Origin of the sequence: Streptomyces albus subsp. chlorinus (genome assembly GCF_013302895.1) — a bacterium.
Taxonomy (GTDB): domain Bacteria; phylum Actinomycetota; class Actinomycetes; order Streptomycetales; family Streptomycetaceae; genus Streptomyces; species Streptomyces chlorinus.
On the sequence record NZ_VJOK01000001.1, the window covers coordinates 141,375 to 160,795 of the forward strand.

The 19,421-nt window shown below is 69.1% G+C and carries 21 protein-coding genes; 8 read left to right on the forward strand and 13 right to left on the reverse strand.

All coding sequences use genetic code 11. The features are described from left to right. Window positions 1-157 precede the first annotated feature (157 nt). From FM076_RS34560 to FM076_RS00695, 3 genes are all read right to left on the reverse strand, one after another. The gene (locus FM076_RS34560) at window positions 158-283 is read right to left on the reverse strand and encodes a hypothetical protein (RefSeq protein WP_274598774.1); all 126 of its coding nucleotides are present in this window, start codon (window positions 281-283) and stop codon (window positions 158-160) included. Window positions 284-343: 60 nt separating this feature from the next. Continuing rightward, window positions 344-1,096: an SDR family NAD(P)-dependent oxidoreductase gene (locus tag FM076_RS00690; protein ID WP_173868009.1), complete on the reverse strand. Its 753-nt coding sequence runs from the start codon at window positions 1,094-1,096 to the stop codon at window positions 344-346. A gap of 88 nt (window positions 1,097-1,184) precedes the next feature. Then, on the reverse strand, window positions 1,185-1,616 hold the full coding sequence (locus tag FM076_RS00695) for an Rrf2 family transcriptional regulator (protein WP_173868010.1): 432 nt from the start codon (window positions 1,614-1,616) through the stop codon (window positions 1,185-1,187). Window positions 1,617-3,210: 1,594 nt separating this feature from the next. Here FM076_RS00695 and FM076_RS00700 point away from each other — a divergent pair. Then, window positions 3,211-4,287 carry a hypothetical protein gene (locus FM076_RS00700; RefSeq protein WP_173868011.1) on the forward strand — a complete coding sequence of 359 codons (1,077 nt, stop codon included), beginning with the start codon at window positions 3,211-3,213 and terminating at the stop codon, window positions 4,285-4,287. Window positions 4,288-4,362: 75 nt separating this feature from the next. Here the strand turns inward: FM076_RS00700 and FM076_RS00705 are convergent, their stop codons facing one another. Continuing rightward, window positions 4,363-5,595: a hypothetical protein gene (locus FM076_RS00705; protein WP_173868012.1), complete on the reverse strand. Its 1,233-nt coding sequence runs from the start codon at window positions 5,593-5,595 to the stop codon at window positions 4,363-4,365. Between the two features lie 211 nt (window positions 5,596-5,806). Here FM076_RS00705 and FM076_RS00710 point away from each other — a divergent pair, with 211 nt between their 5' ends. Further along, on the forward strand, window positions 5,807-6,322 hold the full coding sequence (locus tag FM076_RS00710) for a hypothetical protein (protein ID WP_173868013.1): 516 nt from the start codon (window positions 5,807-5,809) through the stop codon (window positions 6,320-6,322). Window positions 6,323-6,521: 199 nt separating this feature from the next. Here FM076_RS00710 and FM076_RS00715 read toward each other — a convergent pair whose 3' ends face one another. The 4 genes from FM076_RS00715 to FM076_RS00730 all read right to left on the reverse strand — a co-directional run bounded on the left by FM076_RS00715 (window position 6,522) and on the right by FM076_RS00730 (window position 11,339). Then, window positions 6,522-6,968, reverse strand: a complete 447-nt coding sequence (locus FM076_RS00715) for a spore-associated protein (RefSeq protein ID WP_173868014.1) — start codon at window positions 6,966-6,968, stop codon at window positions 6,522-6,524. Window positions 6,969-7,639: 671 nt separating this feature from the next. Continuing rightward, window positions 7,640-8,605 (reverse strand): amidohydrolase family protein, encoded by a 966-nt coding sequence (locus FM076_RS00720; protein ID WP_173868015.1) that lies wholly within the window; start codon window positions 8,603-8,605, stop codon window positions 7,640-7,642. A 797-nt stretch (window positions 8,606-9,402) separates the two neighbouring features. Then, window positions 9,403-9,810 carry a RidA family protein gene (locus tag FM076_RS00725; protein WP_173868016.1) on the reverse strand — a complete coding sequence of 136 codons (408 nt, stop codon included), beginning with the start codon at window positions 9,808-9,810 and terminating at the stop codon, window positions 9,403-9,405. Window positions 9,811-9,830: 20 nt separating this feature from the next. Continuing rightward, window positions 9,831-11,339: a monooxygenase gene (locus FM076_RS00730; RefSeq protein WP_173868017.1), complete on the reverse strand. Its 1,509-nt coding sequence runs from the start codon at window positions 11,337-11,339 to the stop codon at window positions 9,831-9,833. A gap of 63 nt (window positions 11,340-11,402) precedes the next feature. Here FM076_RS00730 and FM076_RS00735 point away from each other — a divergent pair, with 63 nt between their 5' ends. Further along, complete coding sequence (locus tag FM076_RS00735; protein WP_173868018.1) at window positions 11,403-12,065, forward strand: TetR/AcrR family transcriptional regulator; 663 nt, start codon at window positions 11,403-11,405, stop codon at window positions 12,063-12,065. Window positions 12,066-12,078: 13 nt separating this feature from the next. Here FM076_RS00735 and FM076_RS00740 read toward each other — a convergent pair whose 3' ends face one another. The 4 genes from FM076_RS00740 to FM076_RS00755 form a co-directional block, all read right to left on the reverse strand. After that, window positions 12,079-12,273 (reverse strand): hypothetical protein, encoded by a 195-nt coding sequence (locus FM076_RS00740; RefSeq protein ID WP_173868019.1) that lies wholly within the window; start codon window positions 12,271-12,273, stop codon window positions 12,079-12,081. Between the two features lie 108 nt (window positions 12,274-12,381). Further along, window positions 12,382-13,113, reverse strand: a complete 732-nt coding sequence (locus FM076_RS00745; protein ID WP_345944831.1) for a hypothetical protein — start codon at window positions 13,111-13,113, stop codon at window positions 12,382-12,384. Next, entirely contained in the window at window positions 13,110-13,643 is a 534-nt protein-coding gene (locus tag FM076_RS00750; RefSeq protein ID WP_173868020.1) for a sigma-70 family RNA polymerase sigma factor, read from the reverse strand. Before FM076_RS00750 ends, FM076_RS00745 begins: the two co-directional genes overlap by 4 nt. Window positions 13,644-14,154: 511 nt before the next feature. Next, window positions 14,155-14,607: a MarR family transcriptional regulator gene (locus FM076_RS00755; protein WP_173868021.1), complete on the reverse strand. Its 453-nt coding sequence runs from the start codon at window positions 14,605-14,607 to the stop codon at window positions 14,155-14,157. Window positions 14,608-14,876: 269 nt separating this feature from the next. Between FM076_RS00755 and FM076_RS00760 the strand changes: the two genes are divergently transcribed. Then, a complete protein-coding gene (locus tag FM076_RS00760; protein ID WP_173868022.1) occupies window positions 14,877-15,866 on the forward strand; it encodes an amidohydrolase family protein in 990 nt (329 codons plus the stop codon). 106 nt (window positions 15,867-15,972) lie between these two features. Next, the gene (locus FM076_RS00765; protein ID WP_173868023.1) at window positions 15,973-16,686 is read left to right on the forward strand and encodes an SDR family NAD(P)-dependent oxidoreductase; all 714 of its coding nucleotides are present in this window, start codon (window positions 15,973-15,975) and stop codon (window positions 16,684-16,686) included. Window positions 16,687-16,945: 259 nt separating this feature from the next. Here FM076_RS00765 and FM076_RS00770 read toward each other — a convergent pair whose 3' ends face one another. After that, on the reverse strand, window positions 16,946-17,419 hold the full coding sequence (locus FM076_RS00770) for an ArsI/CadI family heavy metal resistance metalloenzyme (protein WP_173868024.1): 474 nt from the start codon (window positions 17,417-17,419) through the stop codon (window positions 16,946-16,948). An 80-nt stretch (window positions 17,420-17,499) separates the two neighbouring features. Between FM076_RS00770 and FM076_RS00775 the strand changes: the two genes are divergently transcribed. From FM076_RS00775 to FM076_RS00785, 3 genes are all read left to right on the forward strand, one after another. Beyond that, window positions 17,500-17,892, forward strand: coding sequence for an ArsR/SmtB family transcription factor (locus FM076_RS00775; protein WP_173868025.1), 393 nt, complete (start codon window positions 17,500-17,502; stop codon window positions 17,890-17,892). 83 nt (window positions 17,893-17,975) lie between these two features. After that, window positions 17,976-19,001, forward strand: a complete 1,026-nt coding sequence (arsB, locus tag FM076_RS00780) for an ACR3 family arsenite efflux transporter (RefSeq protein ID WP_243274719.1) — start codon at window positions 17,976-17,978, stop codon at window positions 18,999-19,001. Beyond that, window positions 18,994-19,410 (forward strand): arsenate reductase ArsC, encoded by a 417-nt coding sequence (locus FM076_RS00785; protein ID WP_173868026.1) that lies wholly within the window; start codon window positions 18,994-18,996, stop codon window positions 19,408-19,410. The genes arsB and FM076_RS00785 overlap by 8 nt, the downstream gene beginning before the upstream one ends. The last annotated feature ends 11 nt before the right edge of the window (window positions 19,411-19,421 follow it).

Genomic DNA, 19,421 nt, shown 5'->3' on the forward strand with positions numbered 1-19,421 from the left:
TCTCTTCGTTTGCCCCAGGTATCGGTCGCATCTCAGCCCTGGAACAGGAAGTGCTCGAAGCTCAGCGGCCCGCCGAGCCGCATGAGCGCCCTGCCTTCGCACAGCGCGCCAAGGTCGACCGGCGCACCAAGCTCGACCGGCGCGAAACCGCATTCGGTCAGCAGCCGCGCGAAGGGGTCTCGGCGCCCTCCTCGTCACCGGCGAAGAACGCGACCTGGTTGCCGTTCCTCCCGCCGGGGGCGGGAGGAATGTAGGTGGCGAACGGGGAGGCTCTGACACGCACTCCGATCTCGCCGACCCGCGTCCTGGAGCGCCGAACGCGTCGGCGTCGCAGGTTTGACGCCTAAAGCTGTGTGGCGCCGCCGTCGACGAACAGTTCCGCACCGGTGGTGAAACTGCTGTGGTCGCCGGCCAGGTAGAGGGCGGTGGCGGCGACTTCCTCGGGACGCCCGGCGCGGCCGAGCGGGGTCGGCGGGGCGGGCTCGACCGCGCTGGGCCGATCACCGTGCGGAAAAGCGGCGAGCAGCTCTTCCAGGCCCGGGGTCTCGACAGGGCCGGGGGTGAGGGCGTTGACGCGGATTCCGCGGCCGACCAGTTCGGCGGCCCAGGTGCGGGCGAGGCTGCGGATCGCGGCCTTGGTCGCGGCGTAGACGCCCAGGCCCGGGGTGGCCCGCAGGGCCGAGCTGGAGGAGAGCAGTATCACCGAGGCGCCGGCCGTCAGCAGCGGCAGTGCCTTTTGGACGGTGAAGACCGTTCCCTTGAGGTTGATCGAGGTGGTGCGGTCGTACTCCTCCTCGGTGATCGCGCCGAGCGGGCTGTACTCCCCGACCCCGGCGTTGGCCACCACGGCGTCCAGGCGACCGCTGCGGTTCGTGATCTCGGCGAAGAGCCGGTCGAGGTCGCCGAGGTCCGAGACATCACCCTGGACGGCGATGCTCCGGGCGCCGACCTGCGCGACGGCGGCGTCCAGCTCGGCCTTGCGGCGGCCGGTGAGGTAGACGGTCGCACCCTCGGCGGCGAACCGGCGGGCGATCGCCAGGCCGATGCCGCTGGAGGCGCCGGTGACGAGGGCGGTCTTGTCGTTCAGCTGTCCCATGAGTTTCTCCAGCCTTGATGTAACCATTTTCGTTACGACAGTGATGTGGGCGCGACCCCCTTCGCTCCAGGGAGCCAACGGTCGGAGGTCAGGCGGCTTTCAGGATGTCCCGCAGTACGTCCTCCAGCGTGGTCCTGGCCAGCTCCCTGCGCAGGGCGGCCTCCACTTTGTCGTACACGGCACTCATCGCCGGCCCGATGCCATGGCCCACGACGCACTCGGGGTCCGGGGTCGCGGGGTGCAGGGCGAAGACCGGTCCGGGCTCGATCGCCTGGTAGACGTCGAGCAGGGTGATCTCCGCCAGATCCCGCACGAGCATCCAACCCGCCCCCGCGCCGCGCCGCGAATCGGCCAGCCCCGCCTTGCGCAGCTCGCCCAGCAGGCGGCGGATCACCACCGGGTTGGTGTTGGCGCTCGTGGCGATCTGCTCGGAAGTGGCGACCTCGTGACCGCGCCGCTGATACAGCCCGATCCATGTCAGGGCGTGCGCCGCAATGGTCAGCCTGCTGTTGGCACTCATATCGGACTCCACCTCCTCACTTCTCCGCGCCCTGTTGTAACAGTAATCGTTACGATGACATCGGGCAAGCTCCGCGGTGCTGGCCGGGCCTGTCCGGCCTCGTCGCAGAGCACACCACCCTGCACCTCCCGTGGTTCCCCCGCCCCGGTGGCCGACGACCTCGTCGCTCTGCTCGTACACCCCCACGGCCGGCAGCTCCTGGTCCGGACCGTGCCGATACGGTGTCCGCGAAACCACCACCCCGCAGGCGCGGAAACCGGGAACCGTGCCTGCTGAAGGCCCGAGCCTGATGAGGCAACGCATCGCAGCCGCTCTGGTTCACCTGGCGCAGTCGGCCGCTCGCAGGTAGCGCGCCATGCGCCCGCCCACCTCGTACTCCTCACAGGCGCGGCGGGCTCGCGACCGCGGGCCACGCATCGGCCGCTCGCACGAGACCACCGAAAGGACCCGCTGATGAGCCGTTCCAAGGCGAGCCCGAAGACGAACGCCAAGCAGGCCGCCGCCGTCGTAGCCCTGTGCGGGTTCATCGCAGTGTCGCTGTGACTCGGTGACGAGCTGTGGGGTCTGGCCGCGTACTGGCCGGCTGACGGCATCGGATGCGGCGTCACCGTCGGCGTACTTCTGCCGATCACCCTCACGGCAGCCAAGCGCTCCTTCCGCCGGGTCACATCGGCGGAGGCCAGGTACATCCTCCGATGGGCCGTGGTCGGCAGCCTGTACGCGGCTGTGGCCATGGTGAGCGCGATGGCCGTCTCTCGTGCGATCCCCGGAAAGAGTTCCTCGAATCCCTGCGTCCATGGGTGGCAGCCATGCTGGGTGAACCACAGGGTGGATAGTCTCCTCGGGTTGTCGCCCGTCGAACAGCGGGCGGGAGCCTCATGGAACGGGGGAGGGAGAAGCGTGGCGGAGACGGTGCGGACACCTCAGCGCGACACCTTGCTCGTGCCCTCGCCCGTGCCCTCGCCCGTGTCCTCGCCTGTGCCGCCTCGTGTTCCTGGGAAGGGGCGGTTCTGGCGGGCAGCAACTCGGCAACCTCCCGCCCCGGGCTGTGGGACGGGGCCGTTGAGCGGGGGTGAGAGCGGGCTGGTCACGAGTGAGTGCGGGGGCGGGCCGCCGCTTTTTCGTCCGTTCCCTGCACCCGGACGGCTCCCGGGCCCGAGCCCGCCGCCCCGGATATGTGACGCGGATTCACCAGTCCCCCAACTTCGTTTTCTCCCCTGTCGGTTGTCGGCAGGTGGACAGGTGGAAAGGTCAGGGCCACGCGAATGGCCGGGGAAGACCACAGAGGAAGCGCGATATGAACGACAAGCCGGAGGAATCCGAGACCGAAGCTGCCGGTCACGAGCCCAAAAGGCCGTATGTCTCTGCGTCCGGGGCCTGCGAACCGCAGGACCGGAACCTGAACGTGAACCTGAACCACGAACCGCATGCTCCCGAAGCGTCAGCCCGCGAGCCGCGGAATACCGATCCGTCCACCTTCGCCGCCCAGCCTTCCGCCCCAAAGTCTCCCGGACGCCTGCGCCGGACCGCCCGCAGCCGAGGCGGCACCGCTGTCATCGGCGCGCTTGTCGGGGCGCTGCTCGGCACCGGCATCATGAGCTGGCGCGCCGGTGAACTGCCGTTTCTGGCACGGGACATGTGCTGGGGCTCGCTCTCGCCCGAAGTCGCGGGGGCGCTGTTCTCCGACACGGATGTCCGCAGTCAGGAGTTGCCGCTGCGCCGGGCAACGGTGGACCAGATGCACACGGAGTGCAGCATGCAGGGGTTCGGCTCCGATGAGCTGGAGTCGGAGGTCACCGCTTCGGTGCGGACGCTGGGCCGGCTCAAGGGCGCGCAGGCGTGGGACTGGTCGAGGCAGTACCTCTCCTCCCGTATGACTCCGCTGGGCGGCGGGATCACCGGCATGGCGTCCTCCCAGCGCGCCTGGGTGGCGCTGCCGACCAGCTGCCATGAACGGACCTACGAGCCGGGTGAGAAGCCGCCGTTGCGGGTGGTCACGCTCGCCTCGGGGGCGTCCGACCCCTCCTACGTGAACGAGGTCGATGCGCGGCGGGGCCTCGACGCGATGTCGCGCGCGATCGTGCGGCTGGTCAACGGGGTCATGAAAAGGTATGGCTGCGAGAACCGGTATCCCGACCCGCCGAGGCTGCCCGGCCCGCCGGAGGGGAAGAGCGTCACGCCAGTGGACAACGACCGGCTGTGCGGCCTCCGGGGCGTGGAACTGCCCCGCTGGGCCCGCGGGGAGGACGTGTCCGCGGCGCGCACGACACCGGGTACGAAGCCGGACGGGCCCATCCCGGGCAGGGTCCGCTCGTGTGACGTGGGGCGGCCTTTCGGTCTGAACAGGATCCGGCTGACGACCGTGGCGGATCCGCGACTCGCGCGCCTCGTCGCCCGTGTACTCGGAGAGCGCGCCGACCCTCTCGGCGGCGACGGCAAGGGCGCCCACGCGGGCGGCCTCAGCGTCTACACGGCGGACTGCCGACGGGGCCGGGCCGCGTTCGTGGCGTGGGAGAAGGAGCCCGCGGAGGGGGACGACGCGCCCCGGGACCGCCGATCGCTGGGTCTCGCCGTGCTTCCCTCGTACGTCAAGGCCGAGGCGAGGCACGTCGGCTGCGGCGAGGTGAACGTGACGGTGCCGGCGGAGGGAAGGGGTGTGCGGCACGGCTGAAAGCACCGTGGTCGGAGGAGGAGCGTCGTTCGAAGCCCCCGCGCGCGGGCGTCTGATCGCCGAGGCCAGGTGGGGTCAGGTGGGGACCTTTTTCCACCGCACCGGACGGCGGTCCTGCTCGCGTTGCAGGGCGCGGAAGTCGTCGAAGAACCCGTAGGAGCGGGCCGGCAGGCCGTCACGGGACGGTTCGACGGTGCGGTTGGAGTAGAGGCTGTTGAGCAGCCAGGGCTGTTTGCGGGGGCCGAAGTCCTCGGTCATGGCGGCGGCCTGGCTGACCCCGTACGTGGCCACGGCGAGGCGGCCGGTGCGGCGGAACGCACGCACCTGATTGCGCAAGAAGTGCTGGTGGCTCTCGAACCAGGGGCTCATGGAGAGGAAGTCCCGCCACTTCCCCGCCGGCATCGGCTGCTCGATCGCGTCCCTGATCAGCTTCCACACCGGGGTGTCCTGCGGTATACGGTATTTTCGCGCGAACCCGGCGGGAACGGGGTCGCTCAGGTGCTGCTCCCACAGCTGCACCAAGGAGAACTCCGTCACGAGGAACTTCTGGTCCTTGCGGAGCCGGGGAAGGATGTAGTCGAGATACGCCTGCGCGCCCTGCGGTGAGGACACGTGCGGGTGGATGTCCACGCCCTCGATCTGCGGAGTGGCGCGGACGAAGGACAGCCAGCGCCCGGTGGCCTCTGTGCGCTTGTCCGGCTGGTCGAGGTGGTTGAGCGCCCCCATGTACAGCCGGGTACGGCAGCCCTTGGGGAAATGTTTCTCGCGGTAGGCGATGACATGTGTGGCCACCTTCTCGTAGAAGGAGTTGAGCGCGCCCGAGCGGCGGTCCTCCGGCAGGCTTTCGATGAACGGCTCGTTGCCGATGGCCAGGACGTCGACGCTGTCCAGGACGGATTCCAGCACCTTGTCGACCCGGGAGAGCTGCACCGCCATCGCGGCGCTGCCCGGCTCCGGTATCGAGCGGTGGTTGAACGGGAACTTCAGCGACAGCACCGTGCCATAGCCGTCGCGATGGGCCGCCAGCAGTTTCTTGACCGCGGCTTGTTCGGCAACCTCGTCCGGCAGCTCGCGCAGTGGGACGAAACCACGCAGCCAGCACGCGGAGAGGTCGCGCAGCTCATTGAAAGTGACGCTGTCGGCGTCTTCATTGAAGTTCGCGCCCAGCGCCCCCTCAGGCCCGTCAACCGGGCGCGAGCCCTCGGAGGGACCGACATCGTGGCCGTCCGGTCCGCTCGAGCATCCCGCGGCGAGCAGTACCGCACCAGAGGCGCCCAGTATCCCCCGCCGTGACCAACCTTTCCTCACCTGAGACTCCTAGCACTCGATCATGTACACCCCGCCCCCTACCCGGCAGCCGACCGGCGAGTCCAGGTTTGCCCGGAACGTTGTGCCCACCGGTCCGGCCGTTGATGCCGCCGTGGACCGACTGAGCGGAAAGGTCGTTGACTTCGGGAACACGAGGAGGTTAGGTAAGCCTTACCGAAGATTGGGTGGGGAGAGTGTCGGGAGGGCCGGTGTGCGGTGGTCGGCGGTGGTGGGTTACGGCGTGGGATACGGGCTGGTGCTCAGCCTGTTCTTCACGGCGGCGGTCTTCGCTGGCGCGGCCGCCAGCAGGGATTTCTTGCTGGACGACTACCCGCCCGCGATCCAGCGCCGGTACGGCAAACCCAAGAGCGCCCGCGGACGCCGGGTGGCGACCCTCTTCGGCGTGTTCGTCTGGGGCGTCTGCGGCCTGCCGCTGATGACCGCCGCCATGATCGGACTGGACGGCGCACTGGCCGACGGCCTGGAATTCCTGCCCGCGGCGGTCTGCGCAGCACTCGTCTTCGCCACCCTGACCGCCTGGGACCTGGTCGTCCTCGACTGGATGGTCCTCGCCGGGCTGCGCCCCCGCCTGCTGGTCCTGCCCGGCACCGAGGGCATGGCGGAATACCGCGACCTGCGGTTCCACCTGAACGCTGCCCTCAAGGGCAGCCCGGTCATCCTCGTCGTGGGCCTGCTCACGGGAGGCATCGCCGCCCTGGTCCGCTGACAGTGTGCGACCGGGTCGAGCAGGACTCCGATGAGTCCTCCATGACGTGGAACCGCCGTATCCACGTCTTCATTCCCGCAGGATTCCGGGTCACTGGACGTTGATCGATCGAACGCTGCATGCGTCTGCCCTCGTCCGTCCTGAACAGACGAGGGCCCGTCCTCAAACGCTCCTCCCCCAGAGCAGACACACACCAGGGTCAACGTGTGAAGGAGACCCGGTGCTCCCTGAGGCTGCAATTGGAGTTGTAGACCTGCACAAATCTGTTGTCGATGTTGCCACCCCAGTTCACGCAGTATCCCTTGCCTCTGAGGTAGGCCGGCCCCGCGTGTGAGGTGTACTGACCGCTGTCCTGAGCCGCGCTTCCGGTGTCGGGGACTTCGAGCCACACGGACATGCTCACCGCCCGGCCGGGTTTTTGGCGGATCGTCGCGACGCAGTTCATGCCGTTGGAAGAGTTGTAGGTCAGATAGACGGTTCCCAACGACCGCACGGGCATCGAGTTCACCGTCTTGTAGCTTTTTCCGCAGACGCCCTGTGGTGTGACGCCGGGGGCAGCGAAGGCGGGTGCCGCCACGGCGGTTGTGAACCCCGCCAACAGACCTGCTAACGCCGTAAGGGCCAAGGCAGAACGTGTGGACCCCACTGCTTCTCCTCACTTGTCGACACCGCGAAACCTGAGGCTCCGAGTTCCGAACACGCGGGCCCCGTCGAGGCTCACCGCCAACTCGACGGCAGTGGCGTGAACTCCGACCGCTCTTGAGGGTTTCGTTTGGCAACCGACTGCATGCCCAGCGCATTGGAGCGAGAAACGAATTTCCGGCATACCGATCTTTCCATGAGATAAGTAATATTGTCCTTCCCGATCGGGTAGGCTGGGCACGATGCCGTCCGCGCGGGCGCAGCCGTGGCAGGCCGGCCCGCCCAGTCCGCGCGGCCCGACGGTGCACGCGCGCGCACGCCTTTCACCACGATTTCGCGAGGGGCGACCGCGTCGACCACCCGGATCGTGCCGAGCAGAACCAAGTGCCGCCGGTCTCCGTGTACATCCCCAGCCGCAGCCGCCGGCACAGTTCCGTGACGCCCCGCGGGATTCCCACAGCGCTGAGACTCCTGCCGTCCTCGGCCACGACGGCCAGGGAGGCCGACGAACCGCCGACGGCCATGCTCGGACCACCGCAGGGTCACCTTCGCCCAGCCGTCAGGGAGATCGCCGCCGAGCACTCCGCGATCTCGGCGCATACCTCGGCTTGCTCAGTGTCGCCCAGGGCACGTGGCGGCACGGTGTCGGCTGCAGCCGCGTGGAAGAGGCCGGTTTCAGCCGGCCAACCGGGGAAGCAGCGCCTCTGCGTTGCCGCGATCGACCGAGGCGTGCCCGGCCGCGTCGAGACCGGGGTAGGCGTCGAGCCCGCTGGTGAAGTAGTCGACTCCTTCGGGGGTGGTGAAGGGCCAGTCGGAGCCGAACACCACGTGCCCGGGCCGGGCGAAGGCCAGCAGGCTGGGCAGGGCGGAGGGGCTGCCCGACAGAGCGGTGTCGAACCAGAAGCCGCGCAGCCCTTCCAGCACGGCCTCCTGGTCGAGTCCGGGATGAAGGCCCGCCCGCGGGGTCACCAACTCGTTCGCGCCGGTCAGGTTGGCGATGCGGTGCGCGGCATAGGGCAGGAAGCCGCCCGCGTGGGACAGGATCATCCGCACATGGGGGTAGCGGCTCGCGACGCCGTGCAGGACGAGGTTGACCGCCGCCCGGGTGGTGTCGAGCAGGAAGTCCACGACAGGCGGGGCCAGTCCGGGGATACTCGGGCCGGGCAGTTCGGCGGGATGCACGAGCACCAGCGCACCGCGGCGGTCGAGTTCGGCGAACACCGGGTCGAAGGCGGGGTCGCCCAGATACGTCCCCTGGTAGTTGGCGAGCAGGATCACGCCATCGGTCCGGAGGTCGTCATAGGCATGGGAGAGGGCGGCCAGCGCTCCGTCCACGTCGGGCAGCGGGAGCGTGGCGAACATGCCGAACCGGTCGGGCCGGTCCTTGACCAACTCGGCGTGGTCGTCGTTGATCCGCTCCGTGAGCTGCCGTGCCGCGGCGTCGTCACCGAAGTGGGTGCCCGGGGTCGAAAGCGACAGTACCCCGGTCGCGATGAGGTGTTCGTCCATCATCGCCAGCGCCGCGGACGGGCTCCACTGGGGCAGTGCGTGCTCCCCGCCGGCTGCGGCGAAAGCCTCCCGGTACCCGCGCGGCACGAGGTGCTGGTGCAGATCGATCCGACCGGTCGTCACTGTCGTCATGGCCGACCACATCCTCGCGTGGGCTGGTGGGAAGGTACCGGTACCGCCGGGAACCGGAGACGTGTTCCGCCGGAGGAGGGCGTGGCAGCGCCCGGCGCTCGGGGCGGGGCTCCCGCCGTCGCGATGCTCGCCCGGCCACAGGGCACGGCATCATGCATGGCAATCATCCTCCAGCAGCGGTTGCCGGCCTGGAGACCGACGACACCAACGAACGGTACCGCCGAGGCCGGCGGCGGCTTCGCCCGGTGTACCAAGTTTGCCCACCGGTGGCGTACCAGGCGTGCCTTCTCGGGCCACCGTTTCCCCGGGCGGGCGGGCGCTCGGGCGGGAACGACGTGTGCGGGACGGCTCGCGGCCGTTGTTCCGGGCCACCGCTCCCCATCGTCACCGGACACGGTGGAGGGCCGGTATACCGCCCCCCGCACCAAGGAGACCGTCTGTCGCCGGCCTTCGCACCGGTGTCCGCGGCGGTACCCGCCGGAGCCCGGCCCGGGCTGGCGCAGGCCGCGTTCGACCTGGTTTCGCGGAGGGCCCCGAGCCGGGCCGTGACCTGCCCCTTCTACGCCAACCAGGCCGCCGCGCCCGCCACGCGACTCCCCGTCGCGCAGGCCGAGTCGCTGATCGGCTCGGCACAACCGCACGCCTACCGGGCTGCCGCCGAGATCGACGAGGCCGCGGCGCGGACCTGTCCCGGTACGACGCGCGTTCCGGCTTGCGGATGGAGACCGGGGCGGCCGCCATCCGCGAGGCCCCTCCTCGACACCTCCTCAGCTCTCCCGGTCTCAGCCCTCCCCGCCTCAGCTCTCTCGGTCTCGCGCCACCGCGACCACCGAGACCTCGAGCAGGTATTCCGGTGCGAAGAGCGCGGTCACAGCCACCAGTGTGCTGGCGGGGGCCTGGGTGACACCTGCTCGCAGCGGTCCGAAGATCGCAGGCATCAGTTCGGGGCTGTAGTCCACGACGTAGACGGTTTCCATGATGATGTCGTCCCGGGTGGCACCGACGGCCGCGAGGGCTGCCTCGATGTTCCGGGCGATCTGCGCGCTCTGGGCCTCGTGGTCACCAGGCCCGACGGGCCGGCCTTCGGCGTCCCAGGCGACCTGGCCCGACAGGTGCACCAGCCGTTCTCCCTCGACGGTGACGACCTGGCTGATCATCCCGGACGGGTTGTGCACGGCCGGGGGGTTGAGGCGTTCTACAGACATGTCCAAGCCCTTTCGGTGGTTCAGGAGTGTGTTCCGGCCCAGGCGGAAAGCGCCTCGTGCCGCTCGTCACGGCGCGTGACGATGTCTGCGGTGCGTGTGGCCCAGGCGATGTGCCCGTCGGGGCGTACGAGGATCTCGCTCACGCCCTCCAGGTCCGGGTGGTCGTCCCGCTTCGTGACGGTGACGGCGGTGACACGTGGGCCCCAGCCCGCGACGGCCGCCCCGAGCTGCGGGTCGCCCGCGAGGTCGAGGTGGACGAACCGGCCCTCGTGCAGCAGCTCGTAGACCCGCGTCGCCTCCGACCCGGTGGCGGTCAGTCCGACATCGGGCATCCGCCGTCCCACCAGCGGATCAGCCCCGGGGTTCGCGGGCGGGTAGGCGGTGCCGAGCGCGGAGACCTGGGCGGCGAGACTGTGGTTGACCTCTTCGATTTGCAGGAGTTCGTCGAGGAGCTGGCGGAGTGCCGCTCCGGGCCGCTGGTACTGCGGGACGAGCGTCAGCTCCGCGAGCAGCGTCTGCGCCTCGGTGTTCTCGGTGACCGCCCGGCCGACCGGGTTGCGCTCCGCGTCATAGCTGTCCAGCAGCCCGGGCGGCGACCAGCCGTGGACGGCGGCAGCGAGCTTCCAGCCGAGGTTCATGGCGTCCTGGAGGCCGGTGTTCAGCCCTTGGCCCGCTGCGGGGAAGTGGATGTGGGCCGCGTCGCCGGCCAGGAGGATCCTGCCGGAGCGGTAATTCTCCGCGAGCCGGGTGGCGTTGCCGAAGCGGGAGAGCCACCGGGGCTCCGCGACACCGCAGTCGGATCCGCAGATCCTGATCAGAGAGGCGCGGAACTCCTCCCAGGCCACGGGCTCACGCGCGGGCACCCGCATCCGCTCCGGATCCACGTAGACCAGCCTGGTCAGACCGTCCTCCAGCGGCGCGACGAGAATGCCACGGGCCCGGGCCGCGCCGAGGACCGCCGGGTCGTCGTCGATCACGGCGACGTCACCGAGCACGCCGGTGAGGGTCTCGTCGGTGCCTGGGAAGCCGATCCCGGCGGCCTCCCGCACCCGGCTGCGCCCGCCGTCGCAGCCGACCGCGAACCGGGCGCGGAGCGTGCCGACGCCCTGGGGGCCCCGCACCCGCACCTCGACGCCGTCGTCGTCCTGGCTCAGCGCGACGACCTCGTGTCCGTACAGGATCTCCACGCCCAGCTCACGGGCCCGCTCCGCGAGCAGCGCCTCGGTGCGGGCCTGGGCGAGGAAGAGCGTGTAGCCGTGCCGGGAGTCCAGCGCGGAGAAGTCCAGATGGGTGGGGAGCTGGGCGAAGTGCCAGCCGGGCACGGTCCGGCCGAGCGCCAGGAACCGGTCGAGCAGCCCGCGCTGATCCATCAGCTCCAGGCTGCGCGGATGCAGTGTGAGTGCCCGCGAATCCCGCTGCGGCTCGGTGCGGCGCTCCAGGATCCGGGTCCGCACACCCGCCAGCGCCAGCTCGCAGGCGAGCATGAGCCCGGTCGGCCCTGCTCCCGCGATGATCACATCGACGTTCATCGGAGTGTCCTTGTCTTTTTGTGAACGACGTTCACGTGAACAAGGTTCACTATACTGGGATCCATGAGCTCCTCGTCAAGCCCGGCCCGGGGCCGGCCCCCGCGACTCGACCGTGCGCGCACCCTGCGGACAGCCCTCGACCTGCTGGACCGGTCAGGGCTCGACGCATTGACCATGAGGCGGCTCGCCGACGCGATGGACGTGCAGGCCGGCGCGCTGTACCGCTATTTCGCGACCAAGCAGGACCTGCTGACAGCGATGGCCGAGCGCATGATGGACGGCGTCGCGGACGCCGCCGCCGATGCGGGCGGCGACGACTGGAGCGAGCGACTGGCCGCCCTGGCCCGCGCGATGCGCACAGCCCTGCTCGCCCGTCGCGACGGCGCGCGGGTCTTCGCCGGTACGCACTCGACAGGGGCGAACATCCTGGGCTTCGCCGACACGGTCGTAGGCGTCATGCGTGCGGCGGGTTTCCCCGACGACGACGCGGCGCGGGCGCTCTACACCGTGGCCAACTTCACCGTGGGCCACACCCTGGAGGAGCAGGCCGCCCTCCAGGAGGAGAGCAGCGGCACGGCGGACCCGGGTGTCCTCGCCGACACGGTGGCGACCGGACCGTATCCGAACCTCGAGGCCGGCCTGCCCGCGCTCACCAGTACGGACTTCACCCAGCTCTTCGAGTTCGGCCTGGGCCTGCTCATCGAGGGACTGAGGGCACGGCGCTGAGCCGGCGGCCGGTCTACAGATGCTGTTGGGCCCAGTAGGCGAGGAGACCGGCGATCCCTGTGCCGGTGCCGTAGGCAAGGCCCCGCAGCAGACACGCGGCAAGGAGGCGGTAGTGGCGCCCATGCCACCGTCTGCGCTGCGAAGAGGTGCAGGCGTTCGGCGTCGTGGAACTGTCCGGTACGAGGGCGCGCGGAGGCTTACGCTGCATGGCAGAGCCGTCCATTCTGTGGGCGTTCTCGAGGGATGAGGAGCCCGCCGGCGGTCCACTGGCCTCGGAACCGGAGACCGCCGGGCGGGCTCTTCGCTGTCCGTGCTCTCAGGCCGATTCCTGCAGGCGCAGGGCCAGTTCGTGGTCGGGCCGGCACACCAGGACCTCGTCGGCGTCCTGGAGGGTGGCCAGCCGGTGGACCTCGTCGGTCAGAGCAGGCACTTGACCGATGGCGGGCTTCCCGTGGCGCCACTGCCAGGCGGCGAACTGGCGGGTGGCCCGGAAGAAGACCGCGTCCAGCATCTCCCGGGTCTCCAAGGCCGCGAGCATCCGGAACCAGTGCTGGGCTTCGGGTATCTCGCCCCGGCTGAGGTGGTGGAGGTGGAGGCAGAAGGCGGAAATCCCCTTGCCGGCTCCGGCGGCGAACTGCCACCAGAACTGGGCGCTCTCATGGTGCTGAGCCTGGTGGAGCATGCAGGCGAAGACATGTGCGCCGTCCACATCGATCTCCGCGAGGTCGCGTAGACGTACCAGGAGCATCCAGCTGTCCTCGATGCCGGTGCCCCTTCTCTCACCGATCGCCTCGGCCAGGCGCTCCACGTGTTCGACGGCGCCGGGCTGTTCCAGTCCCCAGCTCACGACGACGGTCAGTTGCCGGCTGGCCGCGGCCGGCAGATCGGGCAGCACGGCAGAGGGCGGGTCGGGCGGCGGGGTGCGGTACCCGGCCTCCCCTGCCAGCCTGCGCAGCGCGGCGGCCTCGTCGAAGACGCGCTCCTCGGCACGGAGCGACTGGCCGAGCGAAGTGAGCATGGTGTCGACGCTTGTGGAGATGTTGCTCACTTGGAGTCCCCCTCGGCCTTGAGGTAGGAGGGAACCGCCTGCTCCAGACGCTCCTTGGCCTTGCGGCAGTGATAGTCGACGGTGCGCGTGGTCACGCCCAGGTACCAGGCGATCTTGTCGGTCTCGAGGTTCATCACCTGCTTCAGGATGATGGCGTCGAACTGGCGCGGGGGAAGTTTCCGCAGCGCGCGGTAGAGGCCGATCTCCTCCTCCGGTTCCAGGCGGGAGAGTCCCTCCCGGAAGGCGTTCAGCTCCTGGGAGACCACCGTCTTGCGGAAGATCGCCCAGATCTCGGCCTGCATGTTGCGCGAGTGGAGCAGTTCGTCCCACAGGTTCAGGATCTCCAGGAAGGCGCGGTGCACCGTTTCTTCAGCGGCCTGCCAACTGCCGGACACCAGGCGGGCGTACTGGTGGAAATCCTCCTGGTTGGCCACCCAGAGCGCTTCGAACTCCAGAGGCATCGGTCTCGGCAGCACTCCCGGTGCGGTCTTGCTGAAGGCGGCGGCGGTGGTGTGGGCGTCTTCTGTCATGGGGCCTCTTCGTCGAGGAGTGGCACGACGGCGCGGTGACCCACGTCACGGCGAGTCGCGTTCGAGTGACGGCTACTCAACCCCTCGAACCGGGCATTCACGCATGGCTCCGGGAACTGAAAATCACACAATGAAGGCAACGCGTCGCGCGCGGTAATGCTCTACCCATAGGTAACACGCGCATGAGCTGCCCTTTCACGGCGGCTTCAGGGTGGGGGTCTACACCTTTAGCACTCCGCCAACGTGACGCATGTCATACCGTACGGAGGTGTGGGAGCCACGCACTCACTCGAAGAGCATCGACACCTCTGGCCTCTCGAAGCCTCGCAACCCGAAGGGACACACCCTTCGGAGCCGAGTGAAAAACACCTCAAGTCACTTGCTCAGCAAGGGGGTTGATCGGCGACATCAGCAAGACTGCGGCCCGCATGGGGCGAGCGTCATGTCCGTGCGGGGCGACCGCTGGTGGCGCCGACGGGTCGCCTGATCCACTCGACTCTCAGCGACCCGCTCAGTCGCGGTCCGCACCGCTGCGGATTCGCTCCAGGAGCTGCGACTCGACGCGTCGGAGTGTGGCGATCGCCGCGTCCACCTCAGCGGTGCCGGGGACGACCTCGCCCAGGAGACGGCTCCAGGCGTCCTGGAGACGCGCCAGGTTCTCACCTGCCTTCCGCGTCGGATACAGGCGCACACGCCGGGCGTCGGCGGGGTCGGCTTCGCGGCGCACCATCCCCTTCCGCTCCAGCTTGCGCAGTGCCCGGCTGAAGTTGCTGGAGATCAGCTGCGTTGCCTCGGCCGCCTGTGTCGCGGTGGCGCCCGGCCGATGGTCGATGAAGCGCATGACCGCCGCTTCGAGCGGCGTCCACGGCTCTGCCGCGTCCGCCTTGGCGGCGTGAAGGTGCCGGCTGATCGCCAGAATCAGGTCGGCGAGCTCGAACAGTCTGGCCTTGTGCTCCTCGTCCACGACCTCAGTGTAATTTGACCGTCATCCGATTCCTATCACTTGACAGACAAATTCGCCCGCATCTACGTTTGCCCGTGAGCATGGGACGCCCGTTGGTCTCATTTCCTGCGCGCTCCTTCCCCACAAGCGCACCCTCCCCCCCCACAGGGTTCGTCCGCCCCGCAGGGTTCGTCCGCGTCCCGTGGCACTCGCGGTCCTCCCACTCCCTTCCACCTGCACGCACGCACATCCGTCTGCGATACCGAAGCACCACCGAAGGGACGCTGCCCATGCCCCTCATCGCCATCGAAGAACACTGGATGCTGCCGGAGCTGACCTCCGCCCTCAAGGCCGCCTCACAGCCGGACGAGAGCCTCCTCTTCAACGAGCGGGGCGATGCCGGCGAACGACTCGAAGACCTCGGCAACGGCCGGATCGCCACCATGGACGCCCAGGGCATCGACCTGGCCGTACTCGCCCTCACCCCTCCGGGAACCCAGGCGCTGCCGCCCGAGGAGGCAGTCGCGCTCAGTCGCCTGGCGAACGACTCAGCCATCGAAGCGGTCAACGCCCACCCGACACGGTTCCGGTCCCTGTCGACCTTGCCGATGTCCTCGCCGCGCCACGTCGCCGCCGAACTTGAACGCGCCGCAGCCCAGGGCCACGTGGGAACCATGGTCTACGGACGGTCCGGCGACCGGTTCCTCGACGATCCCGTCTACGACGACTTCTTCGCCACCGCGGCCGACCTGCGCCAGCCGGTCTTCATCCATCCGCAGGTCCCTTCCGACGCGTTGCGGGACGCCGCCTACCGGGGCTTCGACCCCATGACCGACCTGGGCCTGGCAACCTTCGGCTGGGGCTGGCACGTGGAAGCGGCGACCGCGGCACTGCGGCTCATCCTGCGCGGCATTCTCGACCGCCATCCCGGCCTGCGGATCGTGCTGGGGCACTGGGGCGAGCTGCTGCTCTTCTGGCTCGACCGGGCCGACAGCCTCTCGCGTCTCGCGGGTCTCCAGCGACCGGTCTCGGACTACCCCCGCACCAACGTCTTCATCACGACCTCGGGAATGCTCAACCCCGCCTTTCTGCACCACGCCCTGACGGTGACGACAACCGACCGGCTGATCTTCTCCACCGACTACCCCTTCCAACAGCCCTCCCGGGACGAGATCGACGCCTTCTTCGGCCACCTCGCCACCGACGCCGACCGGTACAAGGTCCGCTCCGCGAACGCCGCCGACCTCTTCGGTATCGGCCGCACCGCCCCCGCCCCCTGACCGACAGCCCCCTCCGCCCGTCCGCACCCCTCCCCCTCGCCTCTGCCGGTATCTACCAGCGCCTGCCTGATGAAGGTTCACAGCACCGACTCGGAAAGGACGCGACATGTCGCAGCCCATCACAGAGGAACACCACCCGACCGCCCTGATCGTCGGCGCGTCCCGCGGACTCGGATGCGCCATGACCGCCGAACTCGCCGACCGGGGATGGTCGGTCATCGGCACCGTCCGGGGTACTGCCCGAACGCCCCTGCACGACCTCGCCGACCGTCATCCCGAACGCGTACGCGTGGAACACCTCGACATCACCGAGCCGGAGCAACTGGCCCCCTTGCACGAGCGCCTGGCCGGGCGGCAGCTCGACATCCTGTTCGTCAACGCAGGAACCACCAACAACGAGCAGACCCCCATCGGAGCCGTTCCCACCGAGGACTTCATCGATGTCATGGTGACCAACGCGCTCAGCCCCCTGCGCGTCATCGAGGCGCTTGACGGCCTGGTGACCTCAAGCGGCCTGATCGGTGTGATGTCCTCGGGGCAGGGCAGCATCACCAACAACACAAACGGGATGCGCGAGGTCTACCGTGGCAGCAAAGCCGCACTCAACATGTTCCTGCGCAGCTACGCCACCCGCCAGGCCGACACCGAGCGAGCGCTGCTCCTGATGGCTCCCGGCTGGATCCGCACCGAACTGGGCGGCGACGACGCGCCGTACACCGTGCGGGAAAGCATCCCGCTCATCGTGGACGTACTGCTCTCGCACCTCGGCAACAAGGGCCTGGCCTACCTGGACCGCTTCGGGGAGCCCGTCCCCTGGTGACTCGTGACTGGTGACCTGAGATGTCGCCCCATCGAGTCGAAGGACGCGCGCCGAACACGGACCATCGCCGCAGACCGCTACGCGCCTACGGTGTCGTTGCCCGCCCCGGTGAACAGCCGGCCACCGGAGAGGACGAGCAGGCGGCGGCTGGGAGCCCCGTCACAGTGGCCGGTGCGTCGAGCGTCGGGCGGCCATCGTCGGCCGCTCGGGGCACGTAAAGGCCGCCCGGCTGATGCCGGACGGCCTTGATGCCGACGGCTCAGCTTCCGCAGCATCCGGCCGGCGCGGACGCCGCGTCGGCTGTCGTGGCGCTGCTGACGCGTGGGGTGCCGTCCCCGCCAGGGACCGATGCCCCGTCGAGCGAGTCGGCGTCGGCCTTCACGACGTAAACCTCCCACGGCTCGCGGCCGGGGCCGTGGACCCAGACCTTGTCCTGAAGGGCGTAGCAGCAGGTGGTGTCATTCTCCTCGAAGGCGGCCAGCCCGGCGTCCTTCAGGCGTTCGGTGGCGGCGGTGACCTGTGCGGTGTCCCCGACCTCGACACCCAGGTGGTCAAGCCGGGTGTCCTGGCCGTCCTCGCCCTCGATCAGCACCAGCTTCAGCGGCGGTTCGTCGATCGCGAAGTTGGCGTAGCCGGGGCGGCGCTTGGCCGGCTCGACACCGAAGAGCTTGGTGTAGAAGGCCACCGATCCTTCCAGGTCAGGGACGTTCAAAGCGAGCTGCAGACGCGACATGGCAAACCTCCGAACAGGTTGCATCGATACTCTTCAATTTCGAGCTTGCACCCTGGATCGAAAGACGCCAACATAGAGATATGACGAAACAAGGGCCCGAGGTGCTCGGCCGGGACGTCGAGGGCTGTTGCCCGGCACTGCTGACCGCCCCGCTGGCCGAGGACCAAGCAGCGGAGCTGGCGAGGGTGTTCAAGGCGCTGGGGGATCCGGTCCGGCTGCGGTTGCTGTCGATGATCGCTTCGCAGGCCGGTGGGGAGGTGTGCGTGTGCGACCTGACGCCGCACTTCGATCTGTCCCAGCCGACCATCTCCCACCACCTCAAACTGTTGCGGCAGGCCGGCCTCATCGACTGCGAGCGGCGGGGTACGTGGGTGTATTACTGGCTCATTCCCGAGATGACCGACCGCCTGGCAGGCATCCTCACCCGACCCGCAGGCACCTCGCTGCCCGACCGCGCGGACGCCGCCTCGTGAAGGACGATGCGACCGCGGACAAGCAGGTGAGGGGGAAGCTGTCGTTCCTGGATCGGTGGCTGGCGGTGTGGATCCTCGCGGCGATGGCAGTCGGCCTGGGTCTCGGGCGTCTGGCACCCGGTCTGGGTGACGCACTGGCGAGGGTGACGGTGGCCGGCGTCTCGCTGCCGATCGCGCTGGGGCTGCTGGTGATGATGTATCCGGTCCTGGCCAAGGTCCGCTACGACCGGCTGGAGACCGTGACCCGCGACAGGCGGCTCCTGTTGCCCTCTCTGCTGCTGAACTGGGTTCTCGGCCCGGCGGTGATGTTCGTTCTCGCGTGGCTCTTCCTGCCGGACCTGCCCGAGTACCGCACCGGGCTGATCATCGTCGGTCTCGCACGCTGCATCGCCATGGTCATCATCTGGAACGACCTGGCCTGCGGCAATCGTGAGGCCGCCGCCGTTCTCGTAGCGCTCAACAGCGTCTTCCAGGTGATCGCCTTCTCCGCCCTGGGCTGGTTCTACCTGACTGTTCTGCCCGGCTGGCTCGGCCTGGAACAAGCCACGCTGGATGTGGCGGTGTGGGAGATCGCCCGGGGCGTGCTGATCTTTCTCGGCATTCCCCTGGCAGCCGGCTACGCGACCCGCCGCCTGGGAGAGAAGGTCAGAGGCCGTACCTGGTACGAGAGCCGGCTCCTCCCGCGCATCGGGCCCTTCGCCCTGTACGGGCTGCTGTTCACGGTCGTCGTCCTCTTCGCCCTCCAGGGGGAGGCGATCACATCCCGGCCACAGGATGTCGCCCGGATCGCACTGCCCCTGCTGGTGTACTTCGCGCTGATGTGGGCTGGATCCATGGCTCTGGGCCGGGCCATCGGCCTGGACCACCCGAAGACGACGACGCTGGCGTTCACCGCTGCGGGCAACAACTTCGAGCTGGCCATCGCGGTGGCCATCGCCACCTTCGGCGCGACGAGCGGGCAGGCCCTCGCCGGAGTCGTCGGCCCTCTCATCGAAGTCCCCGTCCTCATCGGACTCGTGCACGTCGCCCTGCACACCCGCCGCTATTTCCCCCAGCCCGGCACCGGCCTCGCACCGGCTCCTTCCGAAAAGGACTCCGCCCATGTCTGAGGACAAGCCATCGGTGCTGTTCGTGTGCGTCCACAACGCCGGACGCTCCCGGATGGCCGCCGCCCTCCTCACCCACCTCGCGGGCGACCAGGTCGAGGTCCGCTCCGCCGGTTCCGCTCCGGCCGACCAGGTCGACCCGGCCGTGGTCGACGCCATGCGCGAAGTGGGCATCGACCTGACCCAAGCACGGCCGAGGGTGCTCACCACGGAAGCGGTGCGCGCCTCCGACGTGGTGGTGACGATGGGCTGTGGCGATGCCTGCCCGGTCTTCCCCGGAAAGCGCTATCTCGACTGGGCCCTGGCCGATCCCGCCGGGCAAGACATCCAGGCCGTCCGCCCCATCCGTGACCAGATCGAGCAACACACCCGCGGCCTTCTCTCCGAACTCGGCATCGAGACGCGCGCGTGACTGCCGAGACC